The sequence below is a fragment of the Telluribacter roseus genome, assembly GCF_017355915.2.
Taxonomy (GTDB): domain Bacteria; phylum Bacteroidota; class Bacteroidia; order Cytophagales; family Spirosomataceae; genus Telluribacter.
This window is the reverse complement of the sequence record NZ_JAFEUV020000001.1, coordinates 139216-159459: the sequence shown is the minus strand read 5'-3', so window position 1 is coordinate 159459 and position 20244 is coordinate 139216. Positions and strand designations below refer to the sequence as shown.

The window sequence follows — 20244 nt, the reverse complement described above, 5'->3', positions numbered from 1 at the left end:
TGAGAAAAGAATTACTGATTTGTACTCTTTTGAGCCGGATCCTGCAAAAGCACCTTTAATTATGAATATATAAAGGACTTTTTGTATGTATCCACCAGACACTATGTTACCTATACCCCTCATTGGGTTTCTTAATTCTGACTGACGAGCCATTCCTGCGGCTACCCCTACGCCTTTCCTACAATTTTTTCTTAGAATTGTGTTAAGAAGAATAATTGAACGTAGGCCTACTTATCTCCCGACAAGATTTAGTCACTTAATTTTTTGAATCGGTTAATACACAGACGGACACATGCAGGCGGTCCTGATGAGCCCGCCAGTATCGCAAGGGTGGCAGGACCAGGTAAAAAGAAGCAGTTACAAAGCAGCTTTGTAACTAGTCAGTAAGATTCTTAGAAATGGTAAACGGCTTCTTAAGCGAATCAGCCGGAGACGTTGCCTGAACACTGTTAGCTTTGGCATAGAAAGGCAGCAGTGCCTTGCAGCTGTGAGCGGGTTGAAGAAAATACCAAAGCAACACCATTACAAAAGCAGTAAGTACTGCTACACTCCACCTGATGATGTACCAGTTGGTAGCCACGGTCTTCAGCTTAGCATCCAGTGGCTCTACATCGGGCATTTGTTCAATGGAGGTACGGATCTTATTCCAGAGTGAGCCCACCTCCTCCCCTGACAGGACATCTGCCCCCAGAGCCGAAGATGTTTCGACCAGCTGCCTGGCTACGGTTACTGTCTCATCCATGTGCGGGTGCTGAATGAGCCAGTTCTCCCAGAACGCACGTATGGGCAGGTCATTAGGGTACCGAACCCACCTGATAAACAGGCGCTCCATCGCAAGCTCTTCGGCAGAATATTCCGAATAGGGTTTCATCGGCAGTTGGGGTAAAGCAAAAATTACTAGTCAAGTACCTCTCTGCCCGGTAGATTCGGGACCGGCCAGAAAGATTTGTTAATCCTGATGGGAGAATCCTGGTTCTCCTTTTACAAAGATTATTTTAACAAAGGTACCGCTCCCGGAAGTTCTACTCACCCCTGATTTCATTTACTTTTTACAATTAATTAAAATACTAACTATTTACATGCTAACATATTAATAGACAGTATTACGATATAGGTTACAAAATATGTGCCAAATTCAGGCCCCTCATGCACGGAAGGCGCCCCCAGGGGCGCCTTCCGTATGATAGTTTCTGTAGCTTTTAGACTGAGTTACAGTCCTATTTCTCCGCTACCACAAAATCAAATTTATCTACTTTTTTAGGAGAAATAACCTTAAAGTTGATCCGGTAGATGGTATCTCCCCACTTGGTCCTGATACCTTCATCCTCCATGGCCTCCAGTTTTACTTTCTCTACGACGGGTTGCATTTTCCTGGCGTCATACTTTACTATAAAGTCTTTGGCCGAGTGCCCCTGGGGCTGGTAGTGGATGATTAGTTCTCCGGGCTTACCTACCTCAGCGGGGTAGCTGGTCATCAGATGGTGCGTAAGGCCGGTAGCGTTTTTCAGACTAACAACATCCTGAACCTGGACATTGCGCCCCCGGTTGAGCCGGATGGTACGCTGCCAACTGGTAACACCCGCTTCGGCAGGATACGAGGGAGCCATATCCAGCGAAAACTGCGCGCTAGCTTCGTCATCCCGGAAAGCGACGTTACTGGCCTTAAACTGCGGCCCCGGTGGTTGCGTGTGGCCGTTGATGGTGGGTACATTGTGGTAGTCGGAGCGGTTGTACCAGATATCGTAGCGCCCGTCGCTGAATGTTTTACGTGTATAGGTACCCCGCCCTACGTCAATCAGCAGCGGCAGGCCGTTGTAGTACACCACGTAGTTGCCAATGTCGTTGTGGTTGTGACTTTCGTCGTTATTCCCTCCCTTGGCGGCCACGAAAAGACCATCCGTACTGCCGGCCCGGTCGCGTACTACCATTACTTCCAAGTCAGGGAGCCACACGCTTTTAGGGAGCGGCAAGCCCTGGGGAGCCTTGCGGTACTCGTCCTGCATAAACAGGGAGTAGAAATTTCGGAAATAGTGGAACCGTCCGATGGAGCCGTCTTCGGGCTCGCGGTAGTAGGCTCCGAACTTCATCATCTCCTCATCCCCGATGGCCTTGCCAAAGCGGTAGATCATGCTGGCTGACATTTTGGGCTGTGGATCTGCATCAGCAAAATTGAGAAAGTACTCCGGCCCGATCTGTACCCGGTAGATAAATCGCCCCATATTCCTGATCTTTTCATCTTCATAGACGTACCGAAAGGCATCATTGGAAGCCTGATTCAGCAGAGCGAGGTTGTCAAACAGCGAAGCGGCGGCGGCTCCCCAGTAGCTGGGGCCTTCGTCGCAGCCGCCATCGAGGGGGTGCGGATTGAGGTAGTTGTCCAGTACGGTTAGTACTTTCTGAACGGCCTGGGTGCGCTTGTTCTGATCTTTTTCGAGTAGTAGTACCGCGTTGAGCCAGTTGGAGCAAATCCAGGGATTCCAGTTGTTGGGGCGGCGTCCATTGGCGTTGGACGTCATGAAGCCGTGGTGCTTGGTCATGAGCGGCTCAAGTACCCGGTAGTTCGTTTCGTTATAAATCCGCTTCCTGATCTGGGGCGATACTTTGTCAAACTTGTCGCCCAGGTAGTAGTCGGCCCAGGCCAGAAAAGTGGCCGTTTCGGCGGCGAACAGATCAACGAAGGGCTTCGACACATCCATAAGCCCCGACAGCTCTTTGGTTTTGGGCAGGTGAGCCGGTACCCCCCAGAATGACTCTTCGCAGATAGACCACACGCCGTTGATAATGGGATCTACAAAACGACCCTGATTTTCGTAAATCTCGGCCAGGATCATAGTACCCAGTACTTCACGCTTCTTAAAGCTGATGGTCTGGTACTCGTTGCGGTCACCGGTCCGCTCGATCAGCAGCGACTTGGTCGCGGGTATAAAGGGCCACTCGTAGTTGAGGTAGCCTTCGGCCTTCTTGACAAAGGCCTGCATCATGGCCTTGTCGGCTTTGGCCCAGCCAGCGCGATCGTCCAGCCGGGGGAAGGGTGTCCACTGCGCCTGTGGGATAAGTACCTTACCCAGTTCATCAACTGTGTACTTGCCACTTAGCAGGTTCTGCTTCTGTGCCCAGCTACCTACTGAAAGCAGGAGCAGTATCGGGAGGATCAGGAGTTTCATCATGTTTAAAGCCATAGCTGTATAAGGGGTTAGGAGTAGCTACTTTCTATTTATATTCAGTCAGTTGTACCTTCATCAGGGTCGGGAAGGTCCAGGCGAAGTGGTGCAGGTTGTAGATAAGTGGGCGGGCCTCCCGGACATAATCGGTGTAGCGGGGATCGTTATAGACATCTCCCAGTACCTCCAGCAGGTTGCCCGGCCACTTCTGCGGCGAGCCGCGGTTTGGGTTCTTAAACCACGGCCACTCCTCCGGATGCAGGGTATACTGGTAGAGGTAATCCACGGCTCTTTTGATAGAGCGACTGCCCTGGGAGTAGGTGAACAAGTTCTCGCCGGTAGCGTTGTAGGCTACCCAGCCCGCCGCCGTAATGGGAGCCAGCGAGAAGTAGGTGTACCAGATTCCGTTGTTGCCGCGCACCGTTTCGTGCGGCATGTGCCCATCCTCCGCTATTTTATCAAACAGGTCACTCTTCATCAACCGTATATTCTCGTTGACTTCAGCGGTATCGTCCAGAAAGTACGCGGAGAGTATGGAGCCATAGCGCCCCCAGTCGGCCCAGTTGTTCTTCTTGGTTCTTATTTCGTTGGTCGACTTCCGGTACACATCACGTACCCACGTTCTGAACTGGTCCCGGTCGGCCGCCTTCCAGCCTTTGTAATCAGAAAGCAGCTCCCCTGCCATTACCATAGCCGTACCCGAGTAGGCCATCACCAGCGATCCGTCGCGCTCCGAATAGGAAGTATTGAGGTCGGCCCAGGCCTTCAGAAATCGCAGGGCCTGGTCGGCGTACTTTTTCTGACCACTTAGCTGAAAGGTCAGGGCACAGGCGTAGGCATCAAAAGCGTCGGACTGTAGGGAGCGGGAGTTGGTTCGGTGGCCGACGGCATCTATGTAGTAGCCCGGTACCCTAAAATCAGCCAGCGCATGGGTAGGATGCTGAAAAGCCGAATCGGCATATTGGATAAGCTGGCGGTAGGCGTTGAGATAGGGCTGCTCCCGGGCCTTGACCTTCTTCTTCACAAACTCCAGCTGCGCCTGCGGGTGCATACCTCCCGGATGGGGGTACTGCCCGTAGCCCCAGGTAGCCAGGGTACTTATCAGTAGGGTTATCAGCAGTGTTTTCATTTCTTCGCTTGTCTGAAATAGAGAAAATTAGTTGCCTGCTATCTTGTATACTACCAGATCGGAGGGAGCCGGATAGGGAGCCTCGCGGGGACGGTCCTGGTTGGTAGGCAGGGTCTGCCACTGCATGATGTACTGGCCCGTGTTATCCATCTTCCGCTGCTCATTCATACCCGGCTGGATACGCATAGCCGAAAGTACCGGTGAATTGGAGGCCTCTTGCCCCGATAGCTGCTTCTTTATTTTCAGCGTGCTGCGGTCCAGTATCCAGATACCTTTGCCGTGTTTTTCATGATGGTAGGCAACGGCTATATCGCTGGTACCTTGCGGCTTTACGAAGCTGATGCCTACGCTATTGGCCAGAGAACCGTTGCGGTTCAGGTCCCAGGTGAAGTCTTTCCAGTCGCTGATCTGATAGATCTGCCAGATACCTGTACCTTTGTCCCAGCGGGCCAGGTATAGCTGGCTAATGCCCTTCTGATCAAACTTGTGGTAGCTGATAAGAGGTACCTGCTGCTGGTCCCAGTTGACCTGAAAGCTCATGTTGATCAGGCCGTTCCAGGGCCCGACCGGATCGACTACGGGGGCATTATCCCGCCATTTGATCGGCAGCGTCACGGACTCTCCCCGCAGATTCTCCCAATGTACCAGATCCCTGCTTCTGACGCAGGACAGGTTATGGTTAGTATTAGCCATGGGTGTCAGCCGCCACATCCACACGGTATAGAAGTAACCATCCGGCCCCAGCTTCGGGTCTGTCATGTAGGAGTTAGACTCCTGCTCCCCGTCGAAAAGCGGCGTATCAAACAGACCTTTCCACTCCTTCCGGTCCGCATCGTACTTGTTCCAGTACGAGATGCCCTGCCCGCTGCCACCGTTGCGGTACTGGAAGTACAGGTCGCCCTGTTGGTCCTTGAAGAATACCGGATACGTGACCCGCTCCTCATTCTTACCGGTCATGGGTAGTTTTTCGAAAGCTTCAACGCTCTCGGGTTTCGTAGACCGGAAATAGATCAGAGGTACATTGTGCATATTGCCAGATACGTGCAGGTACCCGTTCCGGTCCATCGCCATCCGGACGTAGTTGTGGCTGTCCCAGCCAATGATGGTAGGTAGTTTGGTCATTTTCCACTCCTTCGAGTCCAGCGGGCGCTGGGCTACTACCATGTTGCGGTCGGCATCGTAGTAGGCCACGTACTGGTACTTGTCGGTAGTGAGCAGATCAAAGCCAACGGGGTGCCCCGACCATACCTTCGCTACGGGTATTACCTGGTCAGACGATGTCCGTGACTGGTTCTGAGCCACCGCCCAGCCAGCCTGAAAAATGAAAAGGAGTACTATAATAGAACGCTTGTTCATAATAATGTTTCTAGTTCTTTGAATGGCTGGAAATGGCAGCAGCCCGATGATTTACCGGCCACTGCGCCAGCGCTTTTACGGGTTTGGTGGCTCTGGTGGGTGAAAAATAGGCATTGAAGGCCTGCTCGGTACCGGCGGGCAGTATAGCCTCAAAACCTACCAGTTGGGTACCAGGGTTAGGCGCGTCGTAGTCGTGGGTGGGTTCGGTCGACCAGGTCTTGATGGTGAGAGGTACTTTGGAGTCAAAAATCAGGTACATCTTCTTGCCCTTCTGCGAAAGCTCCACCGTTTTTTCGTCCACGATAGTAACACTGGCCGGAGTCAACAACGTCCAGCGGAGGGTAGTGGGCTTGCTGGTAGCTTTTACCTCATCCCTAACCACTATCTGCTTATCATCCAGAATGGTGATTCCTCTCTTGACCGCTGCAACCTGACCGGCGTACACGGTAGACAGGTCCGAAACTAGGGCGGGCTGCGAAGCGGCATCCGACCAGCTATCCACCTGGGCGTAGCCTTTGACGAGCTGGTGCTGATTATCAAACGTCAGGGTATTATGTACCAGGTTGTTGTACCGGAATATCTGCCAGCGCTCGGCATCCTGCGTCCGTCCGAACAGTTGAATACCGCGGCTCTCCAGGGAGTTGTACTCCTGCGGTCCGAAGTCCATGGCCCAGCGCTCGCCCATGGCATCCAGCACAAAGGAGCCGGCATCCATGTGGGCGTGGTTGACGGAGGCGGAGCCGCCCTTGTACCCTACAAAAATAGCATTGGGGTCGGTCCAGGAGGTGCGCATGAGAGCTACCGGGCTATCCCCCTGCCCTACCCATATCTTCGCTTTGGGCGCTTTGATGGATTTTAAATCCGTATTCATCCCCCACACCAGTACGGCCGGTAACAAGCGGTTCCTGACGTAGTCGGTGGGGCTACCTTCTGAGAAGTAATCCCGCTGATTCCACAGTAGTGATGGGTCACGCTGCTTTTCAGCAAACCAGAACATAGCCGGACTCAGACTGCCCTTCAGGCCACTGTCGCCCCAGTTATGCACCAGGCCAATGGGTCCCATCATACTCTGCTGAAAACCGGCTGTTTTCATGAATCCGTCAATACCCGCCAGTCCATAATCGGTACCCAATGCTTTTTCCAGCGCACTCAGAAACATCACATTGAAGCTCGTGCCGTACTCCCAGTAGCCAAAGCCCTCGGGATAGGCGCCATCGGGTCCGTACGGATGCATGGACTTGGGAATGGTTTCGATGGCCCGGCTGATCACGCGGCTGGCCAGTTCCGGCTCGTCCTCAGCAATAGCCAGGGCTCCGAAGGTCATGCCCGCGTTACATACCTGGTTCCAGTTGTGCTCGGCGGTCAGGAACCAGTTGTACTTCTTGTCGTAGGAGGGATTAATTCCTTTCTGAACAATGGCTTCCCGGATGGTACTGCGGCTGGCAGCGGGCAAGGCATCGTACAGCCAGTCGTAACCAATAGCCACGGCCATGGTCATCTCGGCTACGTCCAGAAAGTGGCTGGGGTTCCAGTCGGAGAAGGCCGCTACGGCCAGCATCTCCTTTTCAGCCCGGCGCAGGTACTTCTCGTCGCCGGTAGTGCGGTAGGCATACGAAAGCTGAAACACCCGGCGCAGACACTCACGTGACTTGTCCAGTAGCCGACGCCCGATCTGGATGCGCTCTACCGGGGGTAAGTCAATCATCCGGTCCGCCTCAGTCAGGATGGCGTTATGTACCCGACTCCAGCCTTTGTCGGCTTTTACTTGCTTCAGAATGGTAGCCTCTTCGCCTTTGAGCAGCAGCAGGCGCGGGTGCTCCTGCTTCATGTTTTTACGCAGTACTTCGGGTGTCAGTGGTGCGGTACTTGTCTGCGCCATAACGGGCGTCAGCAAGAGCCAGAACAGTAGGATTCGTATAAGTTTCATAGGTCAAAAGGTCCAGTTGGTGAGCAGGAGCACGCTGTTGTCGGGCGCCTGCAGTTGTTTCCGGAGTGATTTCAGGTCAATACCCGGGTACTTCAGTTCAGCCATACGTGCCAATTCCAGGAAGTTATGGGTATCCCGGGGCTTGATCTGCTTGTGCTCCCATTGCTTGCTCTCTTCGGCATAGGGTAGCATATAGAGGAAGGCCTTTCTGATGCCTTTCCCTCCCGCTTCGTAATTCCACAGGTCTACGTTTACCTTTTCAGCCAGCATAGCCAGCTCAAAAAAGCCTTTCAGATTCATTTGGGAGTAGTTCCAGGAGAGGGTGCGGGCCAGCTCGTGGGGCTGACTCCCATCCGGCTTCAGCTGACTTTCCAGACGAGCTTTGGTCTGATTTTCCAGTAGCTTCCGGGCTAGCTCGGGCTGCTCCGTAAACAGCGCTATGGACACAGCCTGTACATCGTACCAGGTACCGTGGTTGTTATGTTCATCGGCTTCATCCTGCCCGATGGGGCTGGTAAGCATCCAGTTCAGGTACTGCCGGTACCAGTCCCGGATACCGTTGTACTCCTGAGCTGATAGGCTGGTCGAGCCTTTCAAGAGCTGTACGCCGTCAATCAGCTTCGCCAGGTTGCGGGTATCGATCAGGCCGATGCCTCTGCCTTCGGTATGACCGGGTATGGCCTGTCCGTAGTTCAGGTGCGGATTCATGCGGGTAGCCTCATCCAGAAACCACACCCGCAGGAGCTTCGCCGCGTGGTCAGCGTACCTCCTATCCTCCGTAAAGTACCAGGCTACCCCCAGCAGATGTACCTCACGACACAGGGCATTGAAGTACTCAGAATCCTTGATAGCATGCCGCTCCGGATTGACCTGCCCGTCTTTACGAATATAGGGTAGTCCATCGGCTTTGGAAGAGTCGGGCCACCAGTACGGGCCAACGCTCATGTAGTCACGCTTGTCACCGCTGGGAGGTACTTTGCTTTTGGAAGTGACTGAATACGGCCCCCTCTGCAGCGCCTGATCAGCCGTTTGTACCAGGTCGGCCAAAGCCTTTGTTAGTACTTTATCCTTCCGCTTTACCTTTTGCTTATTTGCCACCAGCTGGTCTCCATTGAGCAGAAACGTCTGTGGATTCGGGCTTAACTGTACCGGTGCTGCTCTTACGTAGCTAAGTACTCCTAGTACCAGAAACAGACCTATTAAGGCTACTTGTATCGAATAGGGTTTAGAATAATTCATAGAATACTGGTTTTTTGAAGTACTTCCATGCAGGCGCCAACGCACCTACTCCATCACGATAAATCTCTCGTTACTGATCTTCTGCTGCGCTTCACTGTTACCATTCCCCACGTAGGTATTCTTCTCAGCCTTCACATTACTCGCAGCGTACGACTCTACACCGTAGCCGGTGTTGTACTGGATCTGGTTGTTGCGGATGGAGATATTGCGGGAGCCTCTGGACAGGTACTCTACCATGACACCACTGAGGTCATTAGCTTCAATGAAATTACCCTCGATGGTGATGTTCTGGCTTTCGCTGACCAGAATACCGTACTGGGCATTACGGGCTATTTCATTACTTGTCACAGATACATCACGGCAATGCCCCAGGGCTACTCCACTCCCGTAGGGCGAGGTGTCCAGGCGGCTGTCCCGGATCTTCACCCCCACGCAGTGCGTCAGCAGCAGGTTGTGCTGGAGCCGGGGGCCAGGTATCATACTGGAGCCGTTCTCGTCGAAGTTGCAATTGGTGATAGTGACATTGGAGGCTCCGCTGATGAAGGCTCCATTGACCGTACAGTTCTGGACGGTAAGGTTGATAAAGTCCAGATTCTTCATCTGCCCCTCCTTCATGGATATAAAGAAGACGCCTCCCCGGTTGCTGGGATTACGGTACGAGCGGTTGCTGTTAGGATCCGAAGGTGGAACCGGACGATTGGAACCTTCAATGACCAGATCACGAATGGTGATATCGTGCAGGTCGGGATCGGCATTAGTAACTACCTCCCGATCAGCCGACTTGGGGTCAAGAAAGAGTATCGTTGCCAGTCCCTCTCCGGCCAGGGTCACGCCACTGGGTACCTTAAGCGTAGCCGGAAGCGTGTGAAGACCCGCCTTTGCCACTACCCATCTGCCAGTGCCTGCGGCCGAATTGAGCGCCTCCTGGAGTGACTGCTCGGGCGTGACCAGGATGGCGTTGGCAGGTGCCTTTGCGGATGGGGTTTCTCTGGCACCCGCTATGTAGCCAATCGTGCCGGGCCTTGGTGCCCCCTGCTTAGCTACTGCTTTACCCGTAGGTGCCCGGAAGGCCGTCAGTACACTACGGCTGGCCTTTGGGCGAATGGAATCAGCGGCCATTTTGGTGTAGGGCATGTCGATACCTTTGGAAGTGTAGTGACGATACACGTACTCGAAGTCGTCCCTGATAGCTTTGGCCCGCTCCGAAATTACCCCGTAGCTGTGCGGTTTCTCCCCCATCAGAAATTTGGCTGTGTACTCATAGCCCAGAGCTATGCGGTTATTCCCAATCGAAAAGAGGTCTACCCCCTGGGTGTAGGCCACCTGAGCCGCTCCCGAGAACTCCCCCAGCCCCAGCTGCACGTGCCCCTGGTCGCGGGTAGTTTCCTGACACTGTCCGCTGGGATATATGTACTTGAATATCCCCCCGTTGATGGGCCCATGCAGAAAGTGATCCACGGCGTTGTTGAACAGGGGGCGGTTGTCCGTAAAGATGCCGATGGCCATGAGGGTATGAATAATGGCGCCATCCCAGTTGCCGTTGGCCTGGGGGAAGTAGTACCGGATCAGGGGGTAGTACACGGTCATCAGCATGTGGCTGAACTGATCAATATCCTTCTGCTGCCAACCCGAGTTGGTATAGCGGAGTATTTCGGCCGCGTTAATGAATACGTGTCCCGTCAGGGCGGCCAGTAGCTTGGCGTCGTTGTAGTCGAAGTCCCAGATCACGGGCGACCAGGCATTGAGTATCTCGATGGCCTTATTGGCGTAGGCTTTATCATCGGTGATGTACCACATCAGGGCACAGTTATAGGCCATTTCAGCTCCCTTCATCAGGTCCACGCCTCCAATATTGGGGCGGCCGTAGGGGCCACGGAAAACGTGGGTAAATGGCTTGACCTCAAATTTCAGATCTGTCTCGGCTTTAAGTCGGTCGAAGGCCTCTTTCCAGGGCTGTTCACCTTTGCGTACCTGTTGCTTCATATACGCCAGGTCAGCCGCCGTTTGGCTGACGCCCGGGTGCACAAATCGCTGGGCAGTAGCAACCATAGAAGCCATAGCCATAACAGCGACAACCAGTACGGCTGTGTAGATCTTTTTCATGGTATTTTTTAGGGTTAGGAGTAGTCAGCTTACCAAAATCCGGCAACTGAACTTGTCATTGGTACTATCGAAGAGCAGACTCTCTGGCTGGTACTAAATTAGTTTCCGGCAAGGAACCGTCTGCTCAGGTGGTATGTGGTGTATGGGTGCAAACAGGGAAGCAGCAATTACTACTATAAGGCACTAATAAATAAGGGTTACTGTACCGGCTAGCCGGTACAGTAACCCTTATTCTCAAAAGGATCAAAGAGCGTAGCGCTTGATACTGATTCTCGCGCTCTTCCCGTTGTTATTCACAGAGTTAATGTAGACATAGGCTCTATATCTGCCATCAGCCGTCTCTACCCACGCACCCGACTCTGCCCGCATATTGAGCGCGTAGTTGGGCATATCAGTCAGGTTGATCTTCTCAAAGTCCAGGTCATCAATAAAGACGCCAAACTGGAGACGAGCCAGGTGCTGATCCCGCAGGTTCCACTCTTTCTTGATTTTGGTGCTACGGTTCACTCCGGCTGGCAACGTCAGGTCGGGCATATACTCCGGATTGGCTCCCGGCGAAACCAGTGCGTGGTTGAACATAATGCCGGGAATAGAACGGTACAGGTATACAAGGTCGATTTTATCGGCCTTTGTGGCGGCTTCTTCCGCTGTGTATACCGCCATGTCGGCAATAGAAATATAACTGGCGGCGGCATCTGTTACGGCCATATCCAGCTTCATGTCCATCTTGGCTATTTTGTATGGCCCCATTTTGTACGTAACGGTTTCACCGGTGCTGCTGGTAGCCGAGAAGTTAAACGTTACTTCCTGACCACGGGCTGCTTCCGGAATTACATAGTAGTACCGAAGGGTAGAAGCCGACGTATCCTTCGTGAAGTTCACCTTCGTGATCTTACCTTCGGTGGGCAGGGCTGTTCCTACTTCAGTACCTACATCCTGGCCGCTACCGTTGGTATAGTAGGTCTTGTTTTCCATGTAGGTTCCACCGGCACCGGGAATAGACGCCTCCACCTGGGCAGAGACCAGTTTTCCTCTTTCAGGAGCCAGTGCCATGGCATAGGCAAACTCCAGATTGAGACCAACTATATTGGGTCCCAGCGTACGTTTGATCACATCATTCTGCAGTTCCGTTCTGGCGGGTGGAATAATGCTTTTCTCTTCCTCACAGGCTGTCATCAGTAGCACCAATGACAGCAGCAATGACGTATATTTTAGAAAGTTTCGTTGCATGGTATGTAGTGGTTCTGATTACCGTTTCTGTACAGTGATATTGAGTGTATAAGGCTTTCTTACCTTCCGGTTTCCGGATACTACCGTATATACTTTAGGCGTAACCAGATCAGAGAAGTCTACCTTTCCGGTAATTTTCGGGTCCAGTTTGGCGTCCGTTACCAGCGTAAACTGCGGATACAGATTGCGGAGATCGGTACCATAAAATACCTCTACATCTATAGTCTGAGCTACGGTGTCAATGACCGCATTCTTCGTCCGGACCGTCTGAAAATCAGAGCCCAGCAGCTCAAAATTACTCACATAGCACTCCGCTCTGTTGGTAACCAGCAGTCCGTCCTCGTCAACAGGAAAATCCGGACTGCACCCTACCCATACCAGGCATGACAACAAAAGTGCGATTGTTATTTTACTGTATTTTACCATCGCATTCATTATTAATAAGTTAAGATCAGTTTTAAGTTAGTCTAAGAATTACATCCAGGGAGTATTCTGGGTCAGGTTCTGGTTGCGATCACGCTCTCCGGGAGGAATACGGAAGATGTAAGCCTGCTGATAGGTCCGCTCATCCGCATTCTGGTAGTAGCGCTGCTGGTTGGCCCCATGCGTATCCCGGCGCCATACGCCTTCGCTGTACGGAGCGCCCCACACCCGCTCAATGGCTCTCCAGCGACGGAGGTCAAAGCCGCGGTGGCCTTCGCCCAGCAATTCGACAATACGCTCCTGCTCAATAGCCGCAAAGAAAGCATCTGCACTAGCCGTTTTGTCAGCTGCCAGGGGAGGCAGGTTACCCCGGTGGCGAATCTTATTAACCAGCGCGATGGCATCGGCCTGTGGTCCGTTGATGGCATTGGTAGCCTCCGCGTACATCAGGTATACGTCAGCCAGACGCATGACCGGGAAGTTGTAGTTACCTTCGCTACGGCCTTGCCCGGCGTAGTTGCGGAGGAATTTGCGGAATACGTAGCCGGAGTTGGATCCGTCGGTATTGTAGGTAGTATAGCGTACCCCGTTGATCGTGATGGGCTGGTTCCAGGTCTGGTAGATAAAGGGTACCCAACCGGTTGGCTGAAGGTTAATCATCCCCACACTCATTTCATAATCCCACATGATGGACGCCTTCATCCGGTAGTCCCGGTCAGCATAGCTCTGTGGATTTACGGCTGAGCCAGGTCTTGTGCGGGCACCGGCGGTGTTGGGGTTCATAGGGATAAGCGGATCAACAAAATCTCCGGTTGTAAGGGACTGGTAGCGATCAGCTATTTCGTAACGCGGCGTTACCCACGCCTGTGACCCCTCGTGCGAACGGCCCGCAACATCACGCATCAGCTCTTCGCCCTGGTTGGTACCAATGCCACCGTGGGTAAAGGCCATGATCATCTCAGGATCGCCGTTAGCTACCGGTGTAAACAGGTAGTAGTAGTTGGGTAATCTTTCGGCCTTGCCCAGGTCATCAATTACACCCGGCTCACCGTTCCGGAAAAGCGTCAGACCGAAGTCGTTTATTACCTTACCAAAGTCCTCGGCAGCGCCAGCATAGGCGGCATTGGCTTCCGCAGCACTTGGCTTAAAGGTATCTAGTTCGGGCCAGCCAAAACGATTCCAGGATGCCCAGTAGAGCTGCATTTTACCACGAAAAGCCAAAGCTGCCGGCTTGGCCGCCCGACCTACTACCGGTGCCTTGGCGGGTAGTTTTTCGTAGGCGTAGGTAAAGTCAGCCATGATAGAGTCCTTGACCTGAGTCATGGGAGTACGGGTAATATCCGCTACCTGGGAGTTGTCAGTAATTACCTTGCTGATGTAAGGTACATCTCCCCACATCGAGATCAGACGGAAGTACACCATGCCCCGCAGCAGGCGTGCTTCCCCTATGATGGCTTCCAGGTTTTCTCTTGACGAAGGACTAGCCGTAGCCAGCATCTTATTGACATTTTCGATCACATAGTTGGTACGGTTAACGCCCCCGTACAGGTAGCGGTAGTACTTGTCGAAGCTCGCACCATATCCTACAGGGTTGTAGTTACCATTGTGGTAGGCATCGCCCAGGCGCAGGTTACCACTGGTAGCACTGGTACCACGGGTACGTACGTACTCACCGTGACCATCAAAGTAATAATCACGATCGAACAAAGGACGAATAGAGGCATAAGCACCCTGCAGAGCAAAGGTGGCATCTGCTTCGGTTTTCCAGAAAGCATTGGAAGCAAGCTCGGTGGTTGGTTCCAGGTCCAGCAAGTCCTTGGTACACGAACTGGCACAGACCAGCATTCCTGCCAGAGCAGAAAGTGTAAGTATTTTAGAGGTTATTTTTTTCATTGGTGAAAAATTTATAATCCAATATTTAGACCAAGTGAATAAGATTTATTCAATGGGTACGCGTCGCTTCGGTTGCCATCCTTCTCCGGATCAAGGCCACGGAACTTGGTAATGGTAAGCAGGTTTTCGGATGAAGCGAAGATGCGTAGATTGTTAAGTCCCACCTTACGCAGAAGTACCTGAGGGACCGTATACCCAAACTGCATGTTCTTCAGGCGCACATAGGTAAGGTCATCCAGCCAGAAGGACGTTTCGGCGCGGTTGTTTCCGCTTCCTCCCAGACGCGGCCAGGATCCTTCACGGTTTTCAACCGACCAGGGATTGTTCCAGTGCCCCCAGCCCGAAGCATAGCGCTGGTTACCAAAGTTCATGTTGTTATAGATATTCAGCCAGTAGTCTTTGCGGCCGGTAGCGCCCTGGAACAGGATACCCAGGTCAAAGCCTTTCCAGGAAAAGTTGGTATTCAGAGCAAACAAGGTAGTGGGGCGGTTGCGCTGAATGCGTGGATACGCCCTCATGTCATTGCCATCAATACGGCCGTCCCCATTCAGGTCTTTACGCAAGATGTCCCCCGGAGCGGCTCCCTGAGGAGTAGCATTGTATACATCCTCCCAGGTCTGTGCGATACCCTGATCCTCATACGTATACAGGAACTGATAAGGCATGTTCAGGAACACCCAGCCTCTACCTAGAAACTCATTCCATTTTTCAAGAGTAGTAGCGTTATAAGAAGCATTCAGATTAACCCCGTAAGTGATGTCGCCATACTTGTCTCTCCAGGTAATGTTACCTTCGACCCCCCGGTTGCGTAGGTCACCGATGTTGCGACGGGGCGCTTCGTACGCACCAGTCAGGTGAATAGACATATCCGAAGGGCGGTTCATACCGGTAGTCAGACGATCGTAGTAGTCAAATTCAGTAGTCAGGCGGTTGTTCAGGAAGCCCAGATCCAGACCCAGGTTAAATACCGTAGTAGTCTCCCACGATAAGTCGCGGTTGATCATTTTCTGGTTCACAAAACCTTTCGCGATACTAGTACCCAGGAAGTAGTTGCTGGCGGCCAGTGTCTCCTGCTGCTGGTAGCGGCCTACACCACTGTTGTTACCCAGTGCACCGTACGACGCCCGTAGCTTACCTTGAGCCAGGATATTGCTCAGAACTGGTTGCAGGAAGCTCTCTTCGGTGAAGCGCCATCCCAGGGCCACCGATGGGAAGAATCCGTACTGACTGCCGGGAAGAAACTTGGACGAACCATCAACCCGGAAGTTGGCTTCGAACAGGTACTTATCAAAAGCGGTATAGTTAATACGACCGATGTAGGAACGAAGTCCTTCCATGCTGGAGTTACCTCCTGTAGCCTGGATATCGGTCAGGGCAGCATCCACCTCATGGAGTGACGGGTGCAGACGGTCGTTGCGGGAGGTAAACTGGTAGCGATCCGACCAGAACTCTTCGCTATATACGGCCAGGGCACTGATCTCGTGGTTACGGGCAATGGTAGTATTGTAGCTCAACCGCCCGTTCAAAAGGGTTTTGTATCCCATATTGGTCGCGTTACTTACACCGGCATTGTCCCCTACGTACACCCGGCTACCAAACGTATTGGTCTGGAAGTTGTAGGAGCGGTTAGGCATGTTGGCGTTCCAGCTAAACTGGTTGTAGTAGTTCAGCGCATAGTCCACCCGGGCAGTCAGTCCTTTGATGGGTGACCAGTCTACGTACATCATCGTATTGGCCTCCTGACGGTTCCGGCGGGTGAGGTTATTGATGTACAGCGTATAGGGGTTATAGGCCTGAGGATCCTCATTATACGCCATTACACCACCGTAGTAGCCAGTGACCGGATCATACGGAGTAATACCGGCAATGGCGTACTGCATATCAAAACCAGCCGTATTATTGGCGTTATCATCCGTAAAACCATCTTCCAGAGCGTAAGTGAAGTTAGACCAGTTCCCCTGGAACTTCACTCCGGTATTGATATTAGGGCGGATCTTGTAGTCGTAGTTGAAGCGGGCGTTATAGCGGCTGTAGTCATTATTGATCTGCAGACCTTTCTCGTCCATCACTCCCAGGGAGATAAAGAAGTTGGACTTATCACCACCACCCGAAGCCGACAGGTTGTGGTTCTGGATAGATCCCTGACGCATGATTATGTCCCACCAGTCGGTGTTGGGATAACGCAGCGGATCGATCATACCCAGGGCCATCCACTGATCAATGGTACCATCCTTAAAGAAAAGGTTGGAACGCAGTGTATTGACCGATGCCAGACGCTGATGCAGGGTCAGGGCACGGGGATAATCAGCCATAAAATCGTAGGCGCGGGTTGGGTTGGTAATGGCATATGAGCCTGTATAGTTGATGCTGGCTCTTTCCTGCCCTCTACCCGACTTGGTCGTAATCAGGATTACCCCGTTAGCCGCCCGTGAACCGTATACCGACGCCGAGGTAGCATCTTTGAGTACCGAGATGCTCTCGATGTCATTCATGTTCAGACGGTTGATGTCTACATCGGGCATACCGTCCACTACCACCAGCGGGCTGGCATTATTCACCGTACCTAGTCCACGAATGACAAGGCTGGCGTTGTTACGGCCGGCCATACCCGAACCCTGGGTTACTGATAGCCCCGGCACCAGACCCGACAGACCTGACGATACATTGGACAGGGCGCGGCTGGTGATTTTGTCGTCAACAGTTATAGCTGACACGGCACCCGTCATGTTTACCTTTTTCTGGGTACCGTATCCTACTACTACTACCTCTTCCAGCGATTTTACATCGGTCTTCAGGCTCAGGTTCAGCGTAGTTTGCGCCCCTACGGTCACCTCCTGTGTAATATAGCCGATCGCACTGAATACAAGTACCGAGCTCTGATTGGTAACATTGATGGTGAATCGTCCCTCTACATCGGTATTAGTACCATTGGCAGTACCTTTCTCTACGATACTTACCCCGGGTATACCTTCGTCACTGCCTTCGCCGGTCACGCGACCCGTTACAGCAATGGCCTGCATCTGTACTTTGTTAGCAGGCTGCATCGAAATAGGATTGGTACGGAAAGGTACCGGTAGTCCACTGGCAGTCTCGCGCGCGGCCAGATGTACCGGGAGAACATTTTTGGCCGGAATCACTACTTCTGATACGGCCTCCTTCTTACCCGGATTATCAGCTACATAAATTGTTTCGTTGATCCGACGGAAGCTCAGTCCGGCTTCTTTGGAGATAGAACGAAGTACCTTGCCCAGGCTCTCGTTCCGGAAGTTCTGGTTGAGCCGCTTGCTGGCTACCAGTTTCTGATCATACTGAAAATTCAGATCCGTCATCTTGATGATCTGAACGAAAGCATCTTCCAGACTGACATTGCGCATATCAGCGGAGAGGTAGATGTTTTCAATGCTTTTCTCCTGTGCCCTCAGGTCGGCCGCGGTCAGCAACCCCACGAACAGGCATTGGACCAAAGCCCCAATCATTGTATACCTCGACATGGCTATGATTTGTGGTAGTAGTTTGAATTTCATATATTTAAGTGTTTGAAATACGTACCGTGTTTTGAATAAGGCCAGTGTCATGCTCCAGGAGCGCCAACTCAGTGCATGACCTAAGCCATAAGTACAGGTCGGCAATCAGTGGTTGCCGACCTTACTCTTAGCTACTATCCAGTGGTTGCATGTGTCTTTGCTTACGAGTTAGTGTATGATTACCTCCCTATCCGTTACCTCGTAGGTAAACCGGTCGGGATAGCTGCAAATGTCCAGAATGTAGTCAATCGACTTATTCTCAAACTTCCCGCTAAACCGCCACTCGGGGTCTACTTTCTTTCCTGATTGTATCCTGATCTTTACCCCGTACCACCGCTCCAGCTTTCTGACCACTTCGGTGAAGTCGGCTTTCTCGAAGTACAGGATGCCGTCCTTCCAGCCGAGCAATTCAGCCTTGTCAAAGGAGGTGACGTTGATCTCCTTATTCTCTTTCTCAAAAGTGGCCATCTCGTTCGGGGTCAGGTATACCTCTTCCGCCTGAGCGGCAGTACCCGGCTGAGCCGAGGCCGGTGCCGATGTATTGACACCTACCTTGCCTTCTACTACAGCCACTTTTACTTCGTCACCTTCGGGATAAGCCTTCACGGAGAACTTGGTACCTACTACTCTGACCTGAACATCACCGGTATGAATAATAAAAGGGGCACTGGGATTGGGAGCGACTTCAAAGTACGCCTCACCCGTAAGGTGTACCTCACGCTTTTCGGACCGGAACTTCTCGGGATATGACAGCGTAGAACCCGCGTTCAACCTGATGACGGTACCATCGGTGAGCTTGATGGTAAGCTGCTGACCATTGGCTACTTCACGCTGCATCATAGCAGTAGCTCCCGGGCCACCCGCTGATAGGTACCCCTTCCCTACCCACACTACCATCAGGAGCAGTGCCGCGGCTGCCGCTACGCGCAGCAACACGGGCAGCACCTTCTTTTTTCCCGTAGTCTCTTCAGGGTACATGTCTACCTCTCTGTATTCAAAGACCAGCTTCATTTTCTCCCATTCAGCGTCAACCTGGCGGGAGTTGATTTTCTTTTCCCTGAATGACAAAGCTGCATAGAGTTGTTTTGCCTTTTTTATCTCTGCCTGCATGGTGGGATCTTCGGCCAGCCATTGTTGCCAGATCTGGTCCGATTCGGGAGCCTGCCCCTGAACCCAGGCCAGAAAATCAGCATCCAGTAGGAAGTCCGATGCACTAAAATGCGTATAGCGCTGCTTTTCCAATAGCTTTACAAATTGTCTTTTACTACTATAAAGCTTGACTATTTCTGAAGTGACCCTCTGTGAATCAAATTTTTTCTAAAAAAAATACTTTGGGTAAAATGAAGCAGTGAAAAGGCTACCGGTTTGAGAAAGCCGGCAGTAAATAAGCCGAAGATGGTAGGTACTATAAAGGCTTGAGCTCCCCATATATCAGCTGTACGGGGAGAAGAACTGCCTTAGAATGCGAGGCTCAAAGAAGGAAATTCATCAGGAAAGGGAGCTTGGAAGGACTCATACGGAGCTCTTCGGCCAGCGAATCCAGCCCTTTGTAGACAAGCTTGTAGACAGCGCGGGTAGAAATAGACATTACCGTGGCTATTTCGGCAAAGGATTGCTCTCCGTAGAACTTCAGGTAAAGCGCTTCTTTCTGCCGGACTGGCAGCTTATCCAGCGCCCTTTGCAGGAGCTGCAGATTATCCTTGACGGTTTGATCCCGGATCATGATGGCTTCGGACGAAAGCTCCGGCTGCAGATCAAAGGTATCGGGATCAATGACCTGAAATATAGTACCTGCCTTCATCCGCTTCAGCACCAGTCGCCTCAGCGAAGCCAGCAGATACGCCTTGATGGAAGTAGTAGGCCCTAGGTACTCCCGTCGCTCCCAAAGGTTCAGGAACAGGATCTGAATGCAGTCTTTAACCTCATCCTCATCATCCTGAAGACGCAGGCAGTAGTTATACAGAAAATTGTAGTATGATTTGAATACTTGTTCGAATACGGCAGGATCACCTGCTCGTAGCAACTCCCACTGCTGAGCTTCCGTACGGGATATAACGCTCTCCAACTTCATGCAAGACTAATTAACACGATACCCGGTTTATGCTGTGTAAAGCAGGCATCAACAAGGTTCTAATCATTTAAATTTTCAGAAAAGTTGACAAGTATCTGTCGGCTTGAGGACTTCACCGCTATGGCACTGCCAGTTACCATAAAGGTTGACGAATATTAGCACGGGCTCCCCTACTCCGTTCTATCATT

13 protein-coding genes are annotated in these 20244 nt (G+C 52.2%); all 13 read right to left on the bottom strand.

Translation table 11 applies throughout. The features are described 5' to 3' along the window. Nucleotides 1-376: 376 nt before the first annotated feature. The 13 genes from JTN23_RS00685 to JTN23_RS00625 all read right to left on the bottom strand — a co-directional run bounded on the left by JTN23_RS00685 (nt 377) and on the right by JTN23_RS00625 (nt 20056). Nucleotides 377-871 (bottom strand): hypothetical protein, encoded by a 495-nt coding sequence (locus tag JTN23_RS00685; RefSeq protein WP_247231521.1) that lies wholly within the window; start codon nt 869-871, stop codon nt 377-379. 346 nt (nt 872-1217) lie between these two features. Further along, entirely contained in the window at nt 1218-3167 is a 1950-nt protein-coding gene (locus JTN23_RS00680; protein ID WP_247231519.1) for a heparinase II/III domain-containing protein, read from the bottom strand. Nucleotides 3168-3210: 43 nt separating this feature from the next. Continuing rightward, nucleotides 3211-4290 (bottom strand): alginate lyase family protein, encoded by a 1080-nt coding sequence (locus tag JTN23_RS00675; RefSeq protein ID WP_247231517.1) that lies wholly within the window; start codon nt 4288-4290, stop codon nt 3211-3213. A gap of 27 nt (nt 4291-4317) precedes the next feature. Next, a complete protein-coding gene (locus tag JTN23_RS00670; RefSeq protein ID WP_247231515.1) occupies nt 4318-5646 on the bottom strand; it encodes a BNR repeat-containing protein in 1329 nt (442 codons plus the stop codon). A gap of 10 nt (nt 5647-5656) precedes the next feature. Beyond that, entirely contained in the window at nt 5657-7573 is a 1917-nt protein-coding gene (locus JTN23_RS00665; protein WP_247231514.1) for a heparinase II/III domain-containing protein, read from the bottom strand. A 3-nt stretch (nt 7574-7576) separates the two neighbouring features. Continuing rightward, the gene (locus JTN23_RS00660; protein ID WP_247231512.1) at nt 7577-8812 is read right to left on the bottom strand and encodes an alginate lyase family protein; all 1236 of its coding nucleotides are present in this window, start codon (nt 8810-8812) and stop codon (nt 7577-7579) included. Between the two features lie 45 nt (nt 8813-8857). Then, nucleotides 8858-10915, bottom strand: a complete 2058-nt coding sequence (locus JTN23_RS00655) for a right-handed parallel beta-helix repeat-containing protein (RefSeq protein WP_247231510.1) — start codon at nt 10913-10915, stop codon at nt 8858-8860. 243 nt (nt 10916-11158) lie between these two features. Then, complete coding sequence (locus tag JTN23_RS00650; protein WP_247231508.1) at nt 11159-12145, bottom strand: DUF4466 family protein; 987 nt, start codon at nt 12143-12145, stop codon at nt 11159-11161. 18 nt (nt 12146-12163) lie between these two features. Further along, on the bottom strand, nt 12164-12538 hold the full coding sequence (locus tag JTN23_RS00645) for an SGBP N-terminal domain-containing protein (protein WP_247231506.1): 375 nt from the start codon (nt 12536-12538) through the stop codon (nt 12164-12166). A gap of 81 nt (nt 12539-12619) precedes the next feature. Continuing rightward, nucleotides 12620-14461, bottom strand: a complete 1842-nt coding sequence (locus JTN23_RS00640) for a RagB/SusD family nutrient uptake outer membrane protein (protein ID WP_247231504.1) — start codon at nt 14459-14461, stop codon at nt 12620-12622. Nucleotides 14462-14472: 11 nt separating this feature from the next. Next, complete coding sequence (locus JTN23_RS00635) at nt 14473-17985, bottom strand: SusC/RagA family TonB-linked outer membrane protein (protein ID WP_247231502.1); 3513 nt, start codon at nt 17983-17985, stop codon at nt 14473-14475. 168 nt (nt 17986-18153) lie between these two features. Further along, the gene (locus JTN23_RS00630; RefSeq protein ID WP_247231500.1) at nt 18154-19227 is read right to left on the bottom strand and encodes a FecR family protein; all 1074 of its coding nucleotides are present in this window, start codon (nt 19225-19227) and stop codon (nt 18154-18156) included. Between the two features lie 229 nt (nt 19228-19456). Beyond that, nucleotides 19457-20056 (bottom strand): RNA polymerase sigma factor, encoded by a 600-nt coding sequence (locus JTN23_RS00625; protein ID WP_247231498.1) that lies wholly within the window; start codon nt 20054-20056, stop codon nt 19457-19459. Between the last annotated feature and the right edge of the window lie 188 nt (nt 20057-20244).